An 18993-nucleotide genomic window follows, 5' to 3' on the forward strand; every position below is an offset into this window, starting at 1 on the left:
GATGGCCCTTGACGTTGCGCCTGTGCCGTACGGCCGGTGGCACAGTTTCCGTCTTGCCCTTCGGATGGCGCGCCGGGACATCAGCCGGCACCGCGGCCGCTCCCTGCTGATCATCCTGCTGATCCTGCTGCCCGTTGCCGGCATGACCGGTGCCGCGGCCCTGGCGCAAAGCATGCAGGAAACGCCGGCGGAACGGGTGCAGTACCAGCTGGGCAGCACGCAGGCGCGGTTCCGCAGCATGCCTGCCTCGAACGCCGAGACGGTGCAGGACCCCGTGCTTGAGACGGCAACTATGACGCGGAACTTCACCATCGATCCGGACTTCACACCGCGGAATCCGCGGGACGCCATCCCGGCGGGCTACGAAGTCCTCACCGAAACGCAGCTCACACTCACGGTCAGGGCCCGCGCGTCCCATGGCGGCGCGTCGGATGTCCCGGTGATGGCCAAGGCCGTCGACGCCCTGAACCCCGCCTTCACCCGCAAATACACACTTCTGCAGGGCAGGCCCGCCGCCGCCCGTGACGAAATCCTCGTCTCGCCCGGTGCGCTGGAACGCTTTGGAATCCGCCTCGGCGACAGGCTGACGACGGCGGACGGCACCTTCGCCGTCGTCGGCACCCTCCGGGATGCCACCTACTCGGACGGCAACCCCATCCTGTTCCTGAAGCCTGGCCAGGCGGCCATGGGCCGCCCGGCCCAGGGGAGTCCGCTCCGCGAAACGATGTATTACCTCGTGGGCTCAAAACCCGTAACGTGGGACCAGATTCGTGACCTGAACAGGTATGGCATCGCGGTGCTGTCCCGCGCCGTGGCACTCGATCCGCCGGTCCCGTCCGGTGCTGCCGCCGGCTCCGGGCCCATGGACGCCGCCGGCTACGTTACCGGCGTGCTGATCGGGGCACTTGCCCTGCTCGAAGTGGGCCTGCTGGCCGGTGCAGCGTTTGCTGTGGGAGCTAAGCGCCAAGTCCGGGAGCTCGCGCTGCTTGCCGCAAGCGGTGCGGAAGCACCCACGGTGCGGGCGGTGGTGACCGCCGCCGGGCTGTGGCTTGGGACTATCGCCGTGGTTGCCGGTGCCGTGCTGGGGGCCGGTGGGGCCGCGGCTGTGGTGGGCATAGCAAGGCACCTCGGCTCCGTCCGCTTCCCCGGGTTCCATCTGGACATCCTGCCCACTGTGGCTGCGATGGCCATGGGCCTGCTGGCATGTTTCCTGGCCGCCGTGGTTCCTGCCCGGCAGGTTGCGCGGCAGGCGGTGCTCGGCGCCTTGAAGTCCGGCCGCGCACCCGCTGTTTTGGGGCCCTGGCCCGCGCGGGTGGGAGTCCTTCTGCTGGTTGTGGCCATCATCTGCCTGGCGGCCGGGCGAACGCTGGGGCTGACCGGTGACCTGGACGCCGTCGCTGCCCGCACCCCGCTGGTCGCGGCGTTGCTCACCGGCGGCGCGGTCCTGGCGGTTGTGGCTCTGGTGCTGCTCACCGGGACGTTCGTGAAGGTCCTGACTGCACGCACGGCCTGGCTGCCGCTGCCACTGCGGATGGCCGCCCGTGACTCTGCCAGGAACCGCAGCCGCACGGTTCCCGCCGTGGCGGCAGTTCTCGCCGCCGCAACGCTGGCCAGTGCCGCGATGGTCCTCTCCGCCAGCCAGATGCAGGAGGCAACGCGCACGCACATGTGGGCTGCGCAGGAAAACCAGGTCTCGCTGCCGCTGGAAACCGCTCCTGTCCCATCGCCGGGGACGGCCTCCGCCCCGCCCATTGACCCGGCTGCCGTGGCCGCGGCACTGCAGCGGGAGCTCAGCACCGTGCAGTGGACGCAGATCCTGAAGGGCCCGGTGCTGAGCAAGTGCGACATGCAGGCGTCCGCCGACGGATCCCTTCCCGCCAAAACGGACGGAGTGGACTGCCGGCAATACAAGCTCGCGGTGCCGGCCGGCCATGAATGCCCCGCTACGCCACAGGGCCGCGTCCTGGACGGGCAGGACTGGCGGTGCAACGGATCGATGTTCCCGGCGGGAGCCGCCGGCCAGCTTCCGCCCTTAGTGGTTGGCGGCGTCGACGAGCTGCGGGCACTGCTGGGCCGGGAACCCAGTCCTGCGGCGGTGGAGGCACTGAACAGCGGCGGAGTGGTGGTCAGCAACCCGGTCTTCGAAAAGGACGGGAAAACCACGCTCCAGTCCTATGACGTTCGCCAGCCCGTTCCCGGCCCCGGTTCCGTCGTTGCCTACAAGCCCCAGAGCAACACAGTGCTGCCGGCTGTCGTGGAGGCGCCGGAGGTGCCGGTCCCGTTCTACGGAGTCATCCCGCCTGGCACCGCGTCCAAGCTGGGCATCCACGTCGACAACTCCGTTCTGCTCGCCCAGCTGTCCGCATACCCGGAAGCCGCTGAGCAGGATCGGGCGTCGGCGGCACTTGCGCAGGTTTACCGGATCCAGGCCCTGGGCTTCTACGTTGAGCCGGGAGCGGACCACACCGGGTCCGAACTGCTGTGGCTGATCGTTGGCACCAGTGCACTCATCACCCTCAGCGCCGCCGGCATCACCACGGGCCTGGCGCTCGCCGATGCCCGGGCAGACCACATGACGCTGGCGGGGGTCGGGGCGCCACCGCGGCTGCGGAAGGCACTGGCCGGTGCGCAGTCGCTCATGACCGCGTCCCTCGGCACCTCGCTCGGAGTGGCCGCCGGCGTGGTGCCCTCACTCCTCCTCATTGGGGCCACCCGGATGTTTGCAGAGCCCGTCGTCCCGTGGTTGCCGCTGCTGGCCCTGCTCGTTGCCGTGCCGCTGACCGGCAGCGCACTGGCCTGGGTCTTTGCCCGTGCCCGCCTGCCGGTGTCCCGGCGAAGTCTCAGCTGAGTTGGCCCTGAGGGCCGGCACCTGACAGCCGGTACGGGGCGGGCGGGGAACGGTCCGGCAGGCCGTCCGCTCACCGCGGTATCGGGACCGCTCGTCGATTCCCAGGGCAGCACCCCGCAAATGGCCGCGACTGAAGCCATGCCCGTTGGTAGGGTGCCCGTGGCACACTCCGTGCCAGCTGGGAATCTCAAGGAGGAGACATGGGCACCATGCCTGAGGACGGGACCCGAACCGCGGCCGAGGACCTGAATCCCGCCGCGGATGAATCGCTGCCGCCGACGTCCGTTGATGACGCGGTCCGCGACGCCGAAGAGCGCAGATGGACCCCTGCGAAGATCGCCATCTGGGTGGCCATCGCACTCCTGGGCGGCGTGGCCTGGTTCATGCTGGCAATTGTCAGGGGCGAAACGGTCAACGCCATCTGGTTCGTGTTTGCCTCGGTGTGCACATACCTGATCGGCTACCGCTTTTACTCTAAAGTCATTGAGCGGTATCTGCTGAAGCCCGATGACCGCCGCGCAACGCCGGCCGAATACAAGGCCGACGGCAAGGACTACGTCCGCACTGACCGCAACGTCCTCTTCGGACACCACTTCGCCGCCATTGCCGGAGCCGGCCCGCTCGTGGGGCCCGTAATCGCCGCCCAAATGGGGTATCTCCCCGGCACCATCTGGATCATCATCGGCGTCGTCCTCGCTGGTGCGGTCCAGGACTACGTGGTCATGTTCTTCTCCATGCGCCGCGGCGGCCGTTCCCTCGGCCAGATGGCGCGCGAGGAGCTCGGCGTCATCGGCGGGACCGCCGCCCTCGTGGCCACCCTGCTGATCATGGTGATCATCGTCGCGATCCTGGCGCTCGTCGTCGTCAACGCCCTGGGGGAGAGCCCCTGGGGCGTCTTCTCCGTGGGCATGACCATCCCGATCGCGCTGTTCATGGGCGTGTACCTGCGGTACCTGCGTCCTGGCAAGGTCATGGAGGTTTCCATCATCGGGTTCGTGCTGCTCATGGCGGCGATCATCGGCGGCGGCGCCGTGGCAGGCACGGAATGGGGCGCGGCGTTCTTCCACCTGGACAAGGTCACCATCGCGTGGGGCCTCATCGTCTATGGCTTCATCGCTGCCATCCTGCCCGTGTGGCTCCTGCTCGCACCGCGCGACTACCTCTCGACGTTCATGAAGATCGGCGTGATCGCGATGCTCGCCGTGGCCATCATCGTCGTGCGCCCCGAAATCACTGTTCCCGCCTTCAGCGAGTTCGCCGGCCGCGAGAACGGTCCGGTCTTCTCCGGGGCACTGTTCCCGTTCCTGTTCGTCACCATCGCCTGCGGCGCGCTGTCCGGCTTCCACGCCCTGATTTCCTCCGGCACCACGCCGAAGCTCATCGAGAAGGAGCGGCAGACCCGCTTCATCGGCTACGGCGGCATGCTGATGGAATCCTTCGTCGCCATCATGGCGCTGGTGGCCGCGATTTCGATCGACCGCGGGATCTACTTCGCCATGAACGCCCCCGCGGCACTGACCGGAGGAACGGTGGAGACGGCGGCCCAGTGGGTCAACGGGCTCGGCCTGGCCGGCGTCAACATCACTCCCGACGTACTGGCCCAGACCGCCTCGAATGTGGGCGAGGAAAGCATCGTCTCGCGCTCCGGCGGTGCACCGACGCTCGCCGTGGGCCTCGCCCACATCATGCAGCAGTTCATCGGCGGCACCGGCATGATGGCCTTCTGGTACCACTTCGCGATTATGTTCGAGGCTCTGTTCATCCTCACAGCGGTCGACGCCGGAACCCGCGTTGCGCGGTTCATGTTGCAGGATTCGATCGGGAACTTTGCCCCGAAGTTCAAGGAAGCGTCCTGGCGGCCCGGCGCGTGGCTTTGCACGGCCATCATGGTGGGCGCCTGGGGCGCGGTGCTTCTGATGGGTGTCACCGACCCGCTGGGCGGCATCAACACCCTGTTCCCGCTGTTCGGCATCGCCAACCAGCTGCTGGCCGCGATTGCGCTGGCCGTGTGCATGGCCATCGCGGCGAAGCGCGGCTCGTTCAGGTACCTGTGGATCGTGGCCGTGCCGCTGGCCTTCACTGCCGTCGTCACCATTACGGCAAGCATCCACAAGATCTTCTCCTCCGTGCCGGCAGTGGGCTATTTCGCCAACAACGCCGCCTTCAGCAAGGCGCTGGCCGACGGGAAGACCTCCTTCGGTACGGCCAAGACCACCGCGGCCATGGAGGCGGTGGTCCGCAACACCATGATCCAGGGCTGGCTGTCCGTCATCTTCGTGGTCCTGAGCATCATTGTCATCGTTACGGCGGTGGTGGCCACGGTGAAGGCCGTCCGGAACACCACGGCCGGCGTTCCCAACGTCAATAACGAGGACCGGCCACATCCGTCGCGTGTGTACGCGCCCGCCGGGCTGATCCCCACCCCAGCCGAACGCCAGCTCATGGCGGAATGGAACAAGCTGCCCGCCGACCTGCGTGTCGAGCGCGCAGGCCATCACTGATGAGCGTCGGAGCGGGATTGGGCGGTTTGATGCCCCCAGTGGCGCAGGCGCTTCGCGGCTTCTCGCGGTACCTGCAGGGAGTCATGGGGGCTGACGCGTACAGGAAGTATCTGGAGCACCATGCTGCGGCCGGCCACGGTACGCCGCCCATGGACGAGCGTGCGTTCTGGCGGGACCGGGCGGACCGGCAGGACACCAACCCGCAGGGCAGGTGCTGCTGACCGTGGCTGCTCTGCCGGCCGAATTCGCCGTCCGCAGGATCGGGCCGGCGGATGCCGGCGCGCTCATCGCGCTGGCTGCTACGGACAACCTCTTTGACGAGGACCCGGGGATGGCGCCGTCGGGGGAAATAACCCCCGACGGCGCCCGGGACTTCCTCGCCGACCCCGCGGTTCTCTTCTGGCTGGCAGAGGCCGGGGGACAGACCGTGGGTTTCCTCCACTGCTGCATCCAGCGGCGCCGGACGCCCGGCCCCTGGGCCGAGCTGCTGCTGATGGAGATGGGAACCCACGCCGACTGGCGCCATCGGGGTATCGGGCGGGCGCTTATTGCCGAGATGGAGGTCTGGATGAGGGGCAACGGAGTGGCGGAAGTGTGGGTTCCGGCCAACACGTACGCCGTCGGCTTCTACCGCAAATGCGGTTTCGCTACGGACGAAGGCGAAATCCTGGTCAAGGAGCTTCATTGACTGGACTCCGCATTCCGGGCCCGTGAGAGTATGAACGCATGAGCGATCCCGAAGACACTCAACCCACCCAGGCGGCGGCTCCGCAGGCAGCCGTCGAGCCCAGCCAGCCGGGCGTTCAGCCCGCTGCGCAGCCGGCAGCGGAGCCTTCCGTGCCACAGGAAGAGGAGCCCGTGGAGGGCACCACGCTGGATGCGGAGGCTCCCGGCCGCCCCGAGGCCGAAAAGTCGAAAAGGGCCAGCCTGCAGGACCTCGTGGATGAGCCTGCCAAGGTGATGCGGATCGGCACGATGATCCGGCAACTGCTGGAAGAAGTGAAGTCGGCGCCCCTGGACGACGCCGCACGGGGCCGCCTGGCGGAGATCCACGAGCGGTCCGTCAAGGAGCTCGAGGACGGACTCGCGCCGGAACTGGTGCAGGAGCTGGAACGGATCAGCCTGCCCTTCCCGGACGACGGCACACCGTCGGACGCCGAACTGCGGATCGCGCAGGCCCAGCTGGTGGGCTGGCTGGAAGGCCTGTTCCATGGCATCCAGACGGCCATCGCCGCCCAGCACGCAGCCCGGGAACACGCGCTCGCCCAGATGCAGCTCCGGCAGCTTCCGCCAGGCACTGTCATCGCACCCGGCGTCGTCATCGGTGATAACGGCGAGCCGCAGCGTGCCACGGCACCGCAGCCCGGTGCCGACCCGCTGCATCCGGGTCGCAAGGAAGACTCCGACCACGGCCCCGGCCAGTATTTGTAGGCCCCTTTGGGATTTTTCACGGCCGCCCGGCAAGGGCGGAAAGACGACGCCGAACTTGGCAAGGGCTTATGGCGCCGTGCCCATGACCGATTCCACCGCGGACTGGACCGGTACCACCAGGTGCTCGAGGGTGTGGAGGACGACCAGCTCTACGGAGAGCTGGTCGAGATAGCCAACCAGCTGGCCAGCCTCTCCGGACGCGTCCGGGAGATCTGCGTTGAGGCGCAGCGGCGATCGCCCAGCGACGGCCTGGACATTCCGCACAATCTGTCCGGTGTCCACCGCTCGCTGTCCAAGGCAGGCAATTCGCTGGCCGCCACCGCCGAGGCGGCCGCGATGCTCCGGCTCGCCGTGGGACCCGTGCCCGTTGGCGCGGCCTCCGTCTGGCGCCGGGCGGAGACCGTTTTTGAGCAGGTGGCCGATGCAGAACGGCATCTCTCGGAGGCCTGACGGACGGTATTCAGTCCCCGCCGAAAAATTCCCCGTGACGCGCCGTTACGCGGCTAGCTTAGCTTCGTCATATTCCGTGCGCACCAAGTTCGATTGTTGGCAGGATGGACAAATGACTTCTTCACCAACACTGACATTCAATGACGGCAACACCATTCCCCAGCTGGGCTACGGGGTTTGGCAGGTTGAAGACGACGTAGCCGAGAAGGTTGTCTTCCAGGCGTTCCAGGCCGGCTTCCGCCACATCGACACCGCCAAGATCTACGGCAACGAATCCGGCGTCGGCCGCGCGATCGCCAGCTCCGGGCTGTCGGCGGAGGAAATCTTCATCACCACCAAGCTGTGGAACGCCGACCAAGGCTACGAATCCACGCTTGCCGCGTTCGAGGAGTCACTGGAGCGCCTGGGCCTTGAAACACTGGACCTCTACCTCATCCACTGGCTCCAGCCCAAGCAGGACAAGTACGTGGACACCTGGAAGGCGCTCATCGAACTTCAGAAGCGCGGCAAGGTCAAGTCCATCGGCGTCTCAAACTTCACCATCGAAGGCCTGCAGCGGATCATCGACGAGACCGGCGTGGTTCCGGCCATCAACCAGGTGGAACTGCACCCGTACTTCAGCCAGTCGGAACTGCGGGAATTCAATGCCGCCCAGGGCATCCTGACCCAGGCCTGGTCTCCGCTTGGCCAGGGCGGTGAGCTCCTCGAGGACCCGATTATCGCGGGCATCGCACAGAAGCACGGCGCCACTCCGGCGCAGGTGGTCATCGCATGGCACCTCGCCATCGGAAACGTCGTCATCCCCAAGTCCGTCACCGAGTCCAGGATCCGTGAGAACTTTGACGCCCTGAACGTCACGCTGGACGCCGAGGACGTTGCGGCCATTAATGGGCTGGACCGCACCGCGGACGGAACCGGCAGGATCGGCCCGGACCCGGCAGTCTCTGACTTCGCCTAATTTCCCGGGCTGCCAGCTGAGAGGCCCCGCCATGTTCGTTTACGCGGACGGGGCGGGGCCTCGCCGTGTTGATCAGCCCTGGCCGGCACTAAGCCGCGAGCTGTTCCTGCTGGACAGCGACGGCGTCGACGACGGCCCAGCCGTCCTCGCCGGTGATGCTGCGGCTGGCGAAACGCTCTGCCGCCGCCACGGTGTCGAAGACCTCGATGCGGATCCGGCCGCAGTCCGCGTCGAAGTAAGTTACGTGGAACTCCTGATTAATTTCCATGGCTCCATGGTGCAACCGGGGTCTGACATTTCAGGCAGTTCAGTCCGGCGTGTTGCGGAGCCGGAGCACACGTTCCTTCGCCAGCACCGCCGACCGCTCGCTTTTCTCCGCTGCCCGGGCGTACTGCTTCGCCTCAGCGGCAGCCGTCTCGCGTTCCTTGCGCGCGGCATCGAGTGAGAGCTCCAAGGCCCGGAGCCGCTGCCGTGCCTCGTTGACTTCCGCGGTGAGCTGGTCGAAGGCTGCCGCGGATTCTTCCTGGGCCTGGGCGCGGCGTGCGGCCTCGTCTGCGGCATCAGCGGCCGCTTCCTCGGCCTCCGCCAGCGCTGCCTGGGCCTTCTCCAGCAGTGACGGTGTGACGGGGCGGGGAATGGTGCGGACTGCCCGGAGCCGCGGTTTTTCGGTCTCGACGGCGTCGGCGCCGGTGTCCGTTCGCGCCGTGGCCTTCCGAGGCTGGGCCCCTGTGCGCTGACCGGGCGGAGCCGTTGCGGCGGATGGCTCCTGGCGGCGACCCTTCGGCGCACCACCAGCCGGGCGCTGCGTTGCACTGGACCGCTGCGGCGGGAGCGGCCGCGGCGGAAGCTTGCCAAGGGCGGACGGAACCGCCACTGCATCACTGACGTCAACCTGGTCCACGCCGTCGGCTGACAGCCCGCGGAGCAACAGCCCGCTTTCGACGGCAGCGGCAGCCGCCAGATCCGCAGTTGCGGCCCTCAGTGTCTCCTCCACTTCGGTGGCAACTGCGCCGCTGATCTTGCGGCCCTGCTTCTCAGCGGCGAGCCGCGCTTCACCCACAGCGGTGCCGAGGAGCTTCCGCCGTTCCTTGGCGAGTTCCCTCAGAACTGCGGCATCGAGTGAAGCCTGGGCCTCCTGCATGGTCTGTCCGAGAGTCCTGAGCTGCTGAACGGCGCCGGGGCTGTGATGGGCCAGCATGTTGATGGTCCAGGCGGCCACGGAAGGCTTCGGCAGGGTCCGGATCGCTTGGGCAAGGGGCTTGTTCGATGCGGAGGCATCCTTGGCTGCGGCAGTGCGGGCGGCGACGAACTCGTCGAAGGGAAGCGCGTATAGGGCCTGGGCGGCGCGCTCCAGTTCCTTGTCCATGACAGCCATCATATGTTTCGGCGCGCAGGTTTCAGCACGCCCCAGCACGGGGCGGAGTTTCGGCGGGACGCATTCCGCCGGGGCGTGGTTCCGCCCTAGTGGGCGGCCAGTCTGCCGCCATGGCCGCTCTGCCACCTGTCCAGCAGGTGGTGATACATCCTGTGGACAGCTCTGTAGAGGCCAACGGTCAATGCATTGATGAGCAGAACGATCACTTGCACGGCGCCGGCACCGATCAGAAGCAGGCCAAGAATAGCGAGCGCCGGCAGGAACATAAGAAAAACGGCTATGGCAACGGCGATATAGCCGAGAGCGTAGCTGACGATTGTCGCCTGGTCCACTTGAATCCCACCACAACCAGCTCAATGACTCCGGATGCTGCGTTCCCCTCTGCAGCTAGGGTGATGTGGTCCCCGGCTGCTTCTGCAGCCGGGGACCACTTAGCGGGAATAGGATCCGCACGCTGATTATGCTGCACTTGCACACTATGCGCCGTGGCGTTCTCTAAAAGCTCTCCGCCCAAAAAGCAGCTTTGCGTTTACCGGTATCCCGTCCCGGTCCATGAGGCGTTGACTAGCTGCCGGGGACCCCTCCTTGAGCTCAGTTTCCGATGCTGGCTGATACCGATTTTTATAGCACCGCCCCGCAGGCCCTGACAAGAGAATTTTCGGGGCACGGGCATCGGGTGCTTGCCAGCTACTAAGCATGCTGATTAACTCATCTCTATAGCTGGTGCCACACCCGCGGTACCTGTCTGGTGGAAAGGAAAGTGCGTTATGGGAATTCTTGGATTTCTCCTGCTCGGTCTGATTGCGGGGGCCATTGCAAAAGCCATTCTTCCCGGGAGGCAGGGCGGCGGTTGGATTATCACCCTCGTCTTGGGTGTCGTCGGGGCCATCCTCGGCGGCTGGATCGGTTCGCTGATCTTCGGTGGTGGCTTGGGTGACTTCTTCGACCTGAGGACCTGGCTGTTGTCCATCCTCGGAGCTGTCATTGTGTTGCTGATCTACGGCGCCGTCACACGCAGAAGCCGGGTCTGACCTGATTTCGTAGCACAGGGACCTGCAAGTGGGGTCGGCCCAAACAGGGGCCGGCCCCACTGGTTCCCGCGTTTCCGAGGCTAAGCGGGGACGCTGGAATCGACGATATCGATCGAGGAAACAGTATCGATCGAAAGAACACTTGGGGGAAAGGCTCGCGGCCGGTTGGGAGGTGCTCATGACGTACGTTTCGGAGGATTGGACGATCCGCCGTCAGGTCATGGATGTCATTATCGATGTCCTCTCCGCGGTTGCCACGGGGCCCGACGTGCGCGTCAACCTGTTGCGCCACCTTGAGGAAAACCCGGGCAATCCGGAAAAAGCCCTGTTGGCCCACCTGTCGGACCGGAGCATCGCCGACGACGTCGCGTAGCGACTTCCGGCCAATATGAGGGAGGCTACTGCCCCGCCCGGAGTGCGCCGCGCAGCGCAAAACCGACGGCACATACCAGCGGGACCAGGCAGGCGGTCATCGACAGGGGATTTGGACGGAAAGCCAGCCGGCCGCCGTCGTCGTACGTATACACGCCCAGGGGGAAGACGAGTCCCCCTCCTCCGCCGCCGGAGCCCGCAGCCTCCGGATCACCACCTTCGGTGCCGCCGCCAAACCCAAAGGAGACCAGCGCAACGGGAACAATCTCTTTCCCGCCGAGCCGGATCGGATCCCCGTAGGCCCTGGAAACGCCCACGTTTCTGAAGCTTTCGGTGAGGGACTTCATCGCATCTGCCATGGCCCCACTCTAGGTGACTGGCCACCAAAAGACCCGGATACGCAGACGGCTCCCGGGAGAGTGCAGCCAATTCTCAGGACCAGAAATCGGCGGCCTTGGCGGTGTCCTCCGGGAATTCGTATACCTCGCTGACTTTGCCGTCTTTTAGTGCGAAGACGAGGACGGCGCGTTGGTCGATGGCTGCGCCGTTGCGTTGCGCGTGCACCCTCTGGAAGCCAACGGTGTGATTTTCCCCGCCGATCAGATCATCCAAGTCGACCCTGATTGTGCCGTCGGATCGTGTGAACAGTTCGCCGAAGTAGGCGAGGATGGCGTCCAGGCCCTGCTTGTCACCGGACAGCCCGCCGCTGCCTCCCAGATGCCAGACGGCGTCCTCGGTGAACAGGCCGCGGAGAGTGTCCATGTCCCCTGCACCGAACGCTTCGTAACCCCGCCGCACCAAATCAACATCTTCCCGGGTTCCCATTTCGCCACCTCACCGTCGTCGTTGTCGGGTCCCAGCGAAGAAAGGTTAAGCCCGCGCGGGGACCATGTCGATGGGCATTTGATTGCCGGCATCCAGGCTCGCGGCGCCAGCGGCTCCTGGAAGTCTGAAATCCCTGCACCTATCCATTCATGCAGTGAAAATCGCAGTAAATTTTCTCCATCGAAAGCCTGTTCCGTCAGTTTGGCCCCTACGATGGGGTCGTCTCATAACTCAGAACCCGTGGGGGGAAAATCCATGAGCTATCAGCAATATCCACAGCAGCAGGCCTACCAGGCGGGAGGCGGCGAACCGCCGCTTTGGGCACCGTACTACGGGGCGCCCTTTCCGGTAGCAGTCCGCCGATTTTTCAAGAAGTACGCCACGTTCTCGGGCCGTGCGAGCCGGAGCGAGTACTGGTGGTGGGTGCTCGTCGCGGTCGTGGTCGGCATCATCATCAACATCATCACGGCAGTCGGGGGTTCGGCGGGAGCAACCGTGGCCGCCAACGGTACTGCAGTGCCCGGTCCGGGCGCAGTGGTTGGTTATGTCCTGATCGCCATCTGGGGACTGGCCACCATCGTGCCGTCGCTGGCCTTGACTGCGCGGCGTCTCCACGATGTGAACCTGAGTGGCTGGTTTGTGCTGCTGGGTCTCGTGCCGTTCCTTGGAGGCATAGCACTGCTGGTCCTGACCATCCTGCCGTCCAAGCCCGAAGGGCAGCGGTTCGACGCGCCGACGGCCTGAGTCAGGGGCATTAGCATAAGGAGCCCGCCGACGACGGATCACCTGACCGTCGCGGCGGGCTCCTTCTTGTCCTCTGTGAAGGGCAACATGCTGGCCCGCAGGGCATTGACGCCGGCTTGTGAAGACCCTAGGTTATCGATTGTCGTTATTAACGAGTTTCGATAACTGGGGGATTGATGAAAGTTACCAAGCGCGCCGCTCTGGCTTCAGGCCGGAAGAAGATCGTGTCCAGAACCGATGCGCTTTTCCTGATGGTTGCCTCGGCAGCGGCAGCAGTCACGACGACGGCCCTGACGGTGTCGGGCATCTTAGCGTCCTCTGCCGGGCAGGTTACGCTCACGCTTCCTGTGGCAACGCCGCGTCAAACGGCGTCAGGATTGTCGCTGGGGGCTACCGGACAATACACGGCCATGGATGCGACCATCCCGGTCCTTCCTTCCGGCCCGGCCGCGCTGCTGGCTTGGGCGGAGGCCCTGAATCAGACCGGTATTCTGGCCGTTCTGGCGCTGATCTTCCTGCTGGCCTACCGGCTTCGGAGCGAGGTTCTCTTCACCCCTGGTTCTGCATGGCTCGTTGGTGCCGGGGGAGCCGTCCTCGCTGTGGCCGGGACGGTGGGGCAGATTCTCGATTCCCTTGCGCGGAGCCGGCTGGCAGACCTGCTCGGAGTGAACGGGCACGTGCCGGGGGAGTACTACCTCGTCTCGTTGGACTTCAACGCCGGCCCGCTGGTGCTGGGCATCGCCCTGGTTCTTGTTGCCGGAGTCTTTCAGTTTGGCCGCCGGCTGCAGAAGGACACTGAGGGCCTGGTCTGATGCCGACTGAGGAAACCCCAGGAATCCATTGCCGGCTCGACGAGCTGCTGGCAGACCGCGGGATGACCCTGACCGAACTGAGCAAGCGGGTCGGCGTCAGCCTGGTGAACCTGTCGGTGCTGAAAAACGACAGGGCCAAAGCGATCAGGTTCTCCACCTTGACAGCTATCTGTGACGCCTTGGACTGCCAGGTCGGGGACCTTCTGGTTACCTCAGGCGGCACCGCTGGCATTCCCTGATCCCGATCACCCGCAGGGTCTGGACACGGGAAGCCACCGGACCTACCGTTCAGGTGGCGGTTGCTGCGGGAGACGAGGGCGACTGCCGAGGGCCCATAACCGGGCCACCCGTAATGACAGGAGGAAGCAGATGGAAACTGTTGAAGAGACCGTTGATGTCGCAGTTCCGGTCCATACGGCCTATAACCAGTGGACACAGTTCGAATCATTTCCGCAGTTCATGTCCGGCGTGGAATCCGTAACCCAGCTGAGCAACACCACCAATCACTGGGTTACGAAGGTCGGCGGCGTGAAGCGGGAATTTGATACGGAGATAGTGGACCAGGAGCCGGATGATCGGATCGCCTGGCGCAGCACCGACGGCAAGTCCCATGCCGGCATCATCAGGTTCACGCCACTGGACGCCAATCACACCAAGGTGAAGGTCCACTTCGAGTGGGCGCCGGAAACCGTTACTGAGAAAGCGGGCGCGGCCCTGAAAATCGACGAAATGCAGGTGAAGGCCGACATGCGGAAGTTCAAGGACTTCATTGAATCACGCGGCACCGAAACCGGTGGCTGGCGCGGCGAAGTCGAGGACACCGGCCCCACCGGGCAGTTCTAGAGAGGCTCTGGGCATGGACCTGTTGCATGAACAACAGGTCCACCGCCCGTGCCCCTGTGCGCAGGGGTCCCCAGCGCAGGGGTCGCCTGCGGTGGGGAGCCGTGCGCGCGCACGCCGGTGGCTCGCCATCGTAGCGGTGACTGCCTTGGCGGCGGCAGCAGTTCCGGTGCTGTCTGCCTGCACCGTGCCGGAGCGACAGGAGTCTGTTGAGCCACTGCCGATAACGGTGGAGGTGAACCAGTCGCGCGACCAGTACGGAAAACAGGCCATCCAGATCCTGCTCACCAACGTCTCCGGCAGGCCCCTGACGGTGGCTGCTGCGCAGCTCGCGTCGCCACTGTTCCGCGGGGGGATCCTGTGGGAGCCAACCGGCGGCGGCCTCGAACTGCCCCCCGGCCAGCCCAAGAGTCTTCCAGCCCGGCTTCCGGCCCCGGCCTGCGGCGGGGGTCAATCAACCTCGCAGCAAGCAACCCCACCGCGATCAACCACGCAGCAGCCAGTCGCCACCGTGAGATATTCGGAGGCCGGGCAGGCCGGCGTGCGGGAGGTGGCGCCCGTAGCCGTCGACCCCTTCGGGGTCCTGGAGCGGAACAACATGGAGCTGTGCCTTGCGGCAGAGGCGGCCGCCGTGGCGGACATCGTCCTGGACCGCAGACTTGAGGTTGCCCCGGACTCCCGCACCGCCGTCGTCCGTCTGGTCATCACCCCGAAGGAAACGGACGGCGCCGGCCCGGGCGTAGGACCGCTGACCATCGCGAGCATCGACGGGACCACCCTGATTGCCGAACCGGCGGAGGGGCCGTGGCCGCGGAACGTCCGCATCGTGCCGGGCGCCCCACGCACTGAACTGCGTTTGCGGATCCGCCCTGCCCGCTGCGATCCGCATGCCATCGCCGAGGACAAAGTGGGCACCCTGCTGCCCCTTCATGTGAGTGTGGGAGGACGTGAGGGGCAGTTGAAGATCGCGGCCGGGACGGCACTGCGTGGGCTGATTTACGACTTTGTGACGTCAGCCTGCGCCCAGCGCTGAAGGCACTATTGGTCCGGGCGCTGGCGGCTCGCGAGGGCTTCCTGCAGTTCCGGCAGGTGGAGGTCGATGTCCCGCGCCACGCCTGCAGCAGCAGCCAGGTCAGCGGCCACCAGGGCCTTCTCCAGTTGGGCACACAGGTGGCTCATCTGCTGGGCACCGGCCATTGACGACGCCGTTCGCAGGCTCAGGACAGCATCCATGGCCATCTCCCGGTGCCCGACGCCGACACTTCGGATGATGCGGTCAACGCGGTGTGTGAGGAGGGCTGTGTAGTTGTCCGCAAAGGTCTCAGCTGCCGCCGTCGAACATTCTTCCGCCAAGTTTCGAAGGTGCTGCCCGTCCAGGGTCGCCTTGGGTGCCTCAGCCTGAGGCCGGTGATTTTGCACCATCCGCCCCGTTCCTTGACCCGTCAGCAGCGTCGGGGCCCTTCCGCCAGATCCGGGCCAGCATCACACAGACCAGCCCCCCGGGAGCCCCGGCCGACGGGGTTGTTGCTGCTGTCATGGGCGTGCTGCCTTACGGATGGGCCCCCTCCGCCGCGGTTCTGGGGCCAGACGACGGAGGGGACGTATGTGGGTTATTTGTTGGCACGGGAGGGCTGGGGGCCGGTGAGGACCACGGAGCCGGGGGCCCTGCCCGTGGTGGAGTTCGGGTGGCAACCCATGGTTGCGAACGTCCGTTTCTTGAAGGAGCCCGGCGTGCGGACTTCGTATGACCGGTCTTCGGTGCCGGTAATGAACACTCTGCCTTCGTTGACTCAAGGATCGATCGAGTGCCGCTCAATACTGGCTCAAGAAAATCTGTCCCGCGGCCGGCAATACAAGATTGGCTCAAGACTCAGGCGCTGGTGAGGAGTCCACCGGGATTCCATTCCTGGGTGGACGGCCCCACCCGGTACACCGTGGACGTTTACGCCGAAGGGCGCCAAAGATGTGCCCTGCGCCTATCGGCGCCTGCGGGCGAAACCAGCAAAAAACCCCGTACCGCCGCCGAACGAGCGACAATACGGGGTTCTTCCCGAGCTTCCTATCAGAATCGAACTGATGACCTTTTCATTACGAGTGAAACGCTCTACCGACTGAGCTAAGGAAGCACCGCACCAATCAGCCGGGAAACCGGCCGGTTCATGCAAGAGACAACTGTAATAGAGTCCCCGCGTCCGGGTCAAAATGAGCGACCCGCGGGCTGAGATTGACGTTGGCGGGACGTTCATTCCGCCGTCGGATCCGGTTCAGGCCTACAACAGCAACGGCCGCCATGCTGGCTCCAACAGTGTGGCGCAGCATGCCTGCGCGCCAGCGGCAAAGGAGCTCGACCATGACACCAGACAGCGCAATCTCAACCCGTGGCGCACTACGCACTGCCCCCGCGGCGGATGCGGACGCGGCGGACCATGGCCAGCCCGTCCTGCTGGCGGTGCTGGCCATGGTGGGAACCACCGTGTACGACGGCGGCCTCACGGACCGCGCGATGTCCCGCACGCTGGTGGAGCAGGGAGTTCCGGCCGGCTCGGCGCGCTTTGAAGGCATGCTGCGCTACGCGAGGGAGCGTTCCGGCATCTCGCGGATGACGGTTTTCGGCGAACTGTTCGACGACCCCCAGGCGGCTGCCAGCGCCAACAGGAAGTTTGAGCTGAACTGCGACGAACTCATCGCCGACGGCGGAGTACGGGCCGTCCCCGGGGCGGAGGACACCATCGGCTGGCTGCGGGACGCCGGCATCAAGGTCTGCCTGGCCACCGGCTTCGGGCGCCACACGCAGAACATGGTGCTGGAATCGCTGGGTTGGATGGGCTTGGCCGACCTCAGCCTGTGCCCCGCGGACGCCGGCCGGGGCAGGCCCTTCCCGGACATGGTGCTGACGGCGGTCCTGGCCCTCGACATCGACGACGTCCGGAAAGTGGCCGTGGTGGGGGACTCCGCCGCGGACATCCATTCGGGCCTGCGCGCCGGGGCCTCGGTGGCGGCGGGGGTCCTGACAGGGTCGAACTCCGAGGCGGCGCTTCGCAGCGCGGGTGCCACTGACGTCGTGCCCTCCATCAAGGACTTTCCGGCCCTCCTGGAGCGGCGGGCATCCCGGCCCTGAGGCTCCAGAGCACTGAAGCGCAGGACGGCGGCGTTGCGGCTGTTGCTGTACCGGCCGGCACCGCCGCAGGGGTCAGCAGACGGTGTTGTCCGCCGGTGCCTTTCCGTCAACCAGGTACTTGTCCACAGCGTTGCTGATGCAGCTGTTGGACCTGCCGTAGGCGGTGTGGCCCTCGCCCTTGAAGGTCAGCAGGGACGCGTTGCCCAGCTGCTTCCGCAGTTCGCTGGCCCATTCCACCGGCGTTGCCGGGTCGCCGGTGGTACCGACGACGACGATGGGTGCGGAACCGCTGTACTTGACGGCGGACGGGGTGCGGACATTCTTGTACGGCCAGTCGGCGCAGTTCGCACCTCCGTAGGCGAAGAAGTACCCCAGGGTGGGGGAGGCCTCGAGGAGCCGCTGCTCTTCTGCGCGCATGGCCGCGGGATCGCTGCTAGTGGGGTAGTCGAGGCAGTTGATGGCGCCGAAGGCCAACGCCGTGTTGGAGGTGTACTTGCCGTTGGGGGAGCGGTCTGCGCCCAGGTCGGCCAGGCGGAGCATGGGGCTGACATCGCCCTTCAGGGCGGCGTCCAGTGCCTGGGTCAGGGCCGGCCAGCTTTCGTTGCCGTACATCGGCACAATGAGGCCGCTGACGAAGAGGTTGCCGCCCACCAGTCTGCCGTCCGTGGCAGTGCGGGGAGTCTGGACCACGGAAGTGATGAGGTCGCGGATCTGCTGGAGGCCGTCGTCGACCGTGCCGCTCAGGGGACAGCCTTCCTCGCCGAGGCAATGTTCAACGTAGGCGCGCAGCGCCTTTTCGAACGCCCGTGCCTGGCCCAGGGTCAGGTCCTCGGCGCTGAGCGAGGGGTCAATGGCGCCGTCGAGGACCATGCGCCCCACGTTCTCAGGGAACAGGGAAGCGTACGTGGAACCGAGGAAGGTCCCGTACGAAAAGCCCATGTAGTTCAGCTTGGAGTCGTTGAGCACAGCACGCAGGACGTCCAGATCCTTGGCCGCGCTGACGGTGTCGATGTGCCCGAGCACGGGCCCGGTCTGTTCTGCGCACTTGGCCGCGATGGCCTTGTTGTCGGCGAGAAGCGTGGCCAGCCCTGCATCGGTTTCCGGCGTGTAGATCTTGGCCCGGGCCTCGTCCCGCTCCTTGTCGGTGAGGCAGGTGACAGGCGCGGAACGCTTGACGCCGCGCGGATCGAAGCCCACGAGGTCGTAGTTGGCGCGCACACTCTCGGAGAAGTGGCTGTTGCCGGCGTCCCTGACGAAGTCGTAGCCGGACGCGCCGGGGCCGCCGGGGTTGACCAGCAGACTGCCCTTCTTGTCCCCGGTGCTGGCGATCTTCACCGCAGCCAGTTCAATGGTGTCGCCGTCAGGCTTCGCGTAATCGACAGGCACCTTGACCTTGGCGCACTGCAGCTTGTCCTCGCAGGGCTCCCAAACGATCCTCTGGGAGTAATAGGCCTTCAGCCCCTTGGGGGCGGCCGCCGCTATGGAGGGATCGGCCTGTCCCGTGGAGCCGTTCTGGGAGGACTCGTCCTTGGACGGGCCCAGGGCACTGCACGATGCCAGCAGTACGGCCAGCGCCATGGCGCCGGCCGCCCGCATCCCGGCCGCGAGGGTCCGGGGTCGCGAGGGCAGAGGCGGTGCAGACATCATGCGGTTTCTCCTTGTGGGCGGGGCCAGCTCGGTCAGGCAAA

22 protein-coding genes and 1 tRNA gene are annotated in these 18993 nt (G+C 66.0%); 15 read left to right on the plus strand and 8 right to left on the minus strand.

Going from position 1 to position 18993, the window contains the following annotated elements:
* The first annotated feature begins 1 nt into the window (after window position 1).
* The 7 genes from QFZ23_RS04940 to QFZ23_RS04970 all read left to right on the plus strand — a co-directional run bounded on the left by QFZ23_RS04940 (window position 2) and on the right by QFZ23_RS04970 (window position 8188).
* On the plus strand, window positions 2-2848 hold the full coding sequence (locus QFZ23_RS04940; protein ID WP_306920932.1) for an FtsX-like permease family protein: 2847 nt from the start codon (window positions 2-4) through the stop codon (window positions 2846-2848).
* 200 nt (window positions 2849-3048) lie between these two features.
* Window positions 3049-5349, plus strand: coding sequence for a carbon starvation CstA family protein (locus QFZ23_RS04945; RefSeq protein WP_373427844.1), 2301 nt, complete (start codon window positions 3049-3051; stop codon window positions 5347-5349).
* A 29-nt stretch (window positions 5350-5378) separates the two neighbouring features.
* The gene (locus QFZ23_RS04950) at window positions 5379-5570 is read left to right on the plus strand and encodes a YbdD/YjiX family protein (protein ID WP_306920934.1); all 192 of its coding nucleotides are present in this window, start codon (window positions 5379-5381) and stop codon (window positions 5568-5570) included.
* 2 nt (window positions 5571-5572) lie between these two features.
* On the plus strand, window positions 5573-6037 hold the full coding sequence (locus QFZ23_RS04955; protein WP_306920936.1) for a GNAT family N-acetyltransferase: 465 nt from the start codon (window positions 5573-5575) through the stop codon (window positions 6035-6037).
* A 38-nt stretch (window positions 6038-6075) separates the two neighbouring features.
* A complete protein-coding gene (locus tag QFZ23_RS04960; protein ID WP_306920938.1) occupies window positions 6076-6780 on the plus strand; it encodes a bacterial proteasome activator family protein in 705 nt (234 codons plus the stop codon).
* 6 nt (window positions 6781-6786) lie between these two features.
* Complete coding sequence (locus tag QFZ23_RS04965; RefSeq protein ID WP_306920940.1) at window positions 6787-7230, plus strand: hypothetical protein; 444 nt, start codon at window positions 6787-6789, stop codon at window positions 7228-7230.
* 112 nt (window positions 7231-7342) lie between these two features.
* Entirely contained in the window at window positions 7343-8188 is an 846-nt protein-coding gene (locus tag QFZ23_RS04970; RefSeq protein WP_306920942.1) for an aldo/keto reductase, read from the plus strand.
* A gap of 88 nt (window positions 8189-8276) precedes the next feature.
* Here QFZ23_RS04970 and QFZ23_RS04975 read toward each other — a convergent pair whose 3' ends face one another.
* From QFZ23_RS04975 to QFZ23_RS04985, 3 genes are all read right to left on the minus strand, one after another.
* On the minus strand, window positions 8277-8456 hold the full coding sequence (locus QFZ23_RS04975) for a hypothetical protein (protein WP_306920944.1): 180 nt from the start codon (window positions 8454-8456) through the stop codon (window positions 8277-8279).
* A gap of 39 nt (window positions 8457-8495) precedes the next feature.
* A complete protein-coding gene (locus tag QFZ23_RS04980) occupies window positions 8496-9554 on the minus strand; it encodes a hypothetical protein (protein WP_306920946.1) in 1059 nt (352 codons plus the stop codon).
* A 95-nt stretch (window positions 9555-9649) separates the two neighbouring features.
* Window positions 9650-9895 (minus strand): hypothetical protein, encoded by a 246-nt coding sequence (locus QFZ23_RS04985; RefSeq protein WP_306920948.1) that lies wholly within the window; start codon window positions 9893-9895, stop codon window positions 9650-9652.
* Between the two features lie 435 nt (window positions 9896-10330).
* Here QFZ23_RS04985 and QFZ23_RS04990 point away from each other — a divergent pair, with 435 nt between their 5' ends.
* Window positions 10331-10594: a GlsB/YeaQ/YmgE family stress response membrane protein gene (locus QFZ23_RS04990; RefSeq protein ID WP_306920950.1), complete on the plus strand. Its 264-nt coding sequence runs from the start codon at window positions 10331-10333 to the stop codon at window positions 10592-10594.
* Window positions 10595-10772: 178 nt separating this feature from the next.
* Window positions 10773-10967 (plus strand): hypothetical protein, encoded by a 195-nt coding sequence (locus QFZ23_RS04995; RefSeq protein WP_306920952.1) that lies wholly within the window; start codon window positions 10773-10775, stop codon window positions 10965-10967.
* A gap of 25 nt (window positions 10968-10992) precedes the next feature.
* Here QFZ23_RS04995 and QFZ23_RS05000 read toward each other — a convergent pair whose 3' ends face one another.
* Both QFZ23_RS05000 and QFZ23_RS05005 read right to left on the minus strand, forming a co-directional pair.
* Window positions 10993-11325: a hypothetical protein gene (locus QFZ23_RS05000; RefSeq protein ID WP_306920954.1), complete on the minus strand. Its 333-nt coding sequence runs from the start codon at window positions 11323-11325 to the stop codon at window positions 10993-10995.
* A gap of 73 nt (window positions 11326-11398) precedes the next feature.
* Entirely contained in the window at window positions 11399-11791 is a 393-nt protein-coding gene (locus QFZ23_RS05005) for a nuclear transport factor 2 family protein (RefSeq protein ID WP_306920956.1), read from the minus strand.
* 255 nt (window positions 11792-12046) lie between these two features.
* On the opposite strand from QFZ23_RS05005, the gene QFZ23_RS05010 reads away from it, so the two are divergent.
* The 5 genes from QFZ23_RS05010 to QFZ23_RS05030 all read left to right on the plus strand — a co-directional run bounded on the left by QFZ23_RS05010 (window position 12047) and on the right by QFZ23_RS05030 (window position 15220).
* Window positions 12047-12535: a DUF805 domain-containing protein gene (locus QFZ23_RS05010; protein ID WP_306920958.1), complete on the plus strand. Its 489-nt coding sequence runs from the start codon at window positions 12047-12049 to the stop codon at window positions 12533-12535.
* A gap of 176 nt (window positions 12536-12711) precedes the next feature.
* Complete coding sequence (locus tag QFZ23_RS05015) at window positions 12712-13347, plus strand: hypothetical protein (RefSeq protein WP_306920960.1); 636 nt, start codon at window positions 12712-12714, stop codon at window positions 13345-13347.
* The gene (locus tag QFZ23_RS05020) at window positions 13347-13586 is read left to right on the plus strand and encodes a helix-turn-helix domain-containing protein (RefSeq protein WP_306920962.1); all 240 of its coding nucleotides are present in this window, start codon (window positions 13347-13349) and stop codon (window positions 13584-13586) included. Before QFZ23_RS05015 ends, QFZ23_RS05020 begins: the two co-directional genes overlap by 1 nt.
* A gap of 130 nt (window positions 13587-13716) precedes the next feature.
* On the plus strand, window positions 13717-14190 hold the full coding sequence (locus QFZ23_RS05025) for an SRPBCC family protein (protein WP_306920964.1): 474 nt from the start codon (window positions 13717-13719) through the stop codon (window positions 14188-14190).
* A 13-nt stretch (window positions 14191-14203) separates the two neighbouring features.
* Window positions 14204-15220, plus strand: a complete 1017-nt coding sequence (locus tag QFZ23_RS05030; RefSeq protein ID WP_306920965.1) for a hypothetical protein — start codon at window positions 14204-14206, stop codon at window positions 15218-15220.
* A gap of 5 nt (window positions 15221-15225) precedes the next feature.
* On the opposite strand, the gene QFZ23_RS05035 is transcribed toward QFZ23_RS05030, so the two are convergent.
* The gene (locus tag QFZ23_RS05035) at window positions 15226-15609 is read right to left on the minus strand and encodes a hypothetical protein (RefSeq protein ID WP_306920967.1); all 384 of its coding nucleotides are present in this window, start codon (window positions 15607-15609) and stop codon (window positions 15226-15228) included.
* A gap of 631 nt (window positions 15610-16240) precedes the next feature.
* Window positions 16241-16313: transfer RNA gene (locus QFZ23_RS05040), tRNA-Thr, on the minus strand.
* A gap of 224 nt (window positions 16314-16537) precedes the next feature.
* On the opposite strand from QFZ23_RS05040, the gene QFZ23_RS05045 reads away from it, so the two are divergent.
* Window positions 16538-17305 (plus strand): HAD family hydrolase, encoded by a 768-nt coding sequence (locus tag QFZ23_RS05045; RefSeq protein ID WP_306920969.1) that lies wholly within the window; start codon window positions 16538-16540, stop codon window positions 17303-17305.
* 72 nt (window positions 17306-17377) lie between these two features.
* Here QFZ23_RS05045 and QFZ23_RS05050 read toward each other — a convergent pair whose 3' ends face one another.
* On the minus strand, window positions 17378-18949 hold the full coding sequence (locus tag QFZ23_RS05050; protein ID WP_306926668.1) for an alpha/beta hydrolase: 1572 nt from the start codon (window positions 18947-18949) through the stop codon (window positions 17378-17380).
* Between the last annotated feature and the right edge of the window lie 44 nt (window positions 18950-18993).

Origin of the sequence: Arthrobacter globiformis (genome assembly GCF_030818015.1) — a bacterium.
Lineage (GTDB): Bacteria > Actinomycetota > Actinomycetes > Actinomycetales > Micrococcaceae > Arthrobacter > Arthrobacter globiformis_C.

Bases quoted from the DNA above. Each gene is read 5' to 3' on its own strand.
- QFZ23_RS05005 (WP_306920956.1), bottom strand. From the start codon at position 11,791: ATGGGAACCCGGGAAGATGTTGATTTGGTGCGGCGGGGTTACGAAGCG.
- QFZ23_RS04970 (WP_306920942.1), top strand. From the start codon at position 7,343: ATGACTTCTTCACCAACACTGACATTCAATGACGGCAACACCATTCCC.
- QFZ23_RS05035 (WP_306920967.1), bottom strand. From the start codon at position 15,609: ATGGTGCAAAATCACCGGCCTCAGGCTGAGGCACCCAAGGCGACCCTG.
- QFZ23_RS04945 (WP_373427844.1), top strand. From the start codon at position 3,049: ATGGGCACCATGCCTGAGGACGGGACCCGAACCGCGGCCGAGGACCTG.
- QFZ23_RS04990 (WP_306920950.1), top strand. From the start codon at position 10,331: ATGGGAATTCTTGGATTTCTCCTGCTCGGTCTGATTGCGGGGGCCATT.
- QFZ23_RS05030 (WP_306920965.1), top strand. From the start codon at position 14,204: ATGGACCTGTTGCATGAACAACAGGTCCACCGCCCGTGCCCCTGTGCG.
- QFZ23_RS05015 (WP_306920960.1), top strand. From the start codon at position 12,712: ATGAAAGTTACCAAGCGCGCCGCTCTGGCTTCAGGCCGGAAGAAGATC.
- QFZ23_RS04950 (WP_306920934.1), top strand. From the start codon at position 5,379: ATGCCCCCAGTGGCGCAGGCGCTTCGCGGCTTCTCGCGGTACCTGCAG.
- QFZ23_RS05020 (WP_306920962.1), top strand. From the start codon at position 13,347: ATGCCGACTGAGGAAACCCCAGGAATCCATTGCCGGCTCGACGAGCTG.
- QFZ23_RS04975 (WP_306920944.1), bottom strand. From the start codon at position 8,456: ATGGAAATTAATCAGGAGTTCCACGTAACTTACTTCGACGCGGACTGC.
- QFZ23_RS04960 (WP_306920938.1), top strand. From the start codon at position 6,076: ATGAGCGATCCCGAAGACACTCAACCCACCCAGGCGGCGGCTCCGCAG.
- QFZ23_RS05045 (WP_306920969.1), top strand. From the start codon at position 16,538: ATGACACCAGACAGCGCAATCTCAACCCGTGGCGCACTACGCACTGCC.
- QFZ23_RS05010 (WP_306920958.1), top strand. From the start codon at position 12,047: ATGAGCTATCAGCAATATCCACAGCAGCAGGCCTACCAGGCGGGAGGC.
- QFZ23_RS05000 (WP_306920954.1), bottom strand. From the start codon at position 11,325: ATGGCAGATGCGATGAAGTCCCTCACCGAAAGCTTCAGAAACGTGGGC.
- QFZ23_RS05050 (WP_306926668.1), bottom strand. From the start codon at position 18,949: ATGTCTGCACCGCCTCTGCCCTCGCGACCCCGGACCCTCGCGGCCGGG.
- QFZ23_RS05025 (WP_306920964.1), top strand. From the start codon at position 13,717: ATGGAAACTGTTGAAGAGACCGTTGATGTCGCAGTTCCGGTCCATACG.
- QFZ23_RS04980 (WP_306920946.1), bottom strand. From the start codon at position 9,554: ATGGACAAGGAACTGGAGCGCGCCGCCCAGGCCCTATACGCGCTTCCC.
- QFZ23_RS04940 (WP_306920932.1), top strand. From the start codon at position 2: ATGGCCCTTGACGTTGCGCCTGTGCCGTACGGCCGGTGGCACAGTTTC.
- QFZ23_RS04995 (WP_306920952.1), top strand. From the start codon at position 10,773: ATGACGTACGTTTCGGAGGATTGGACGATCCGCCGTCAGGTCATGGAT.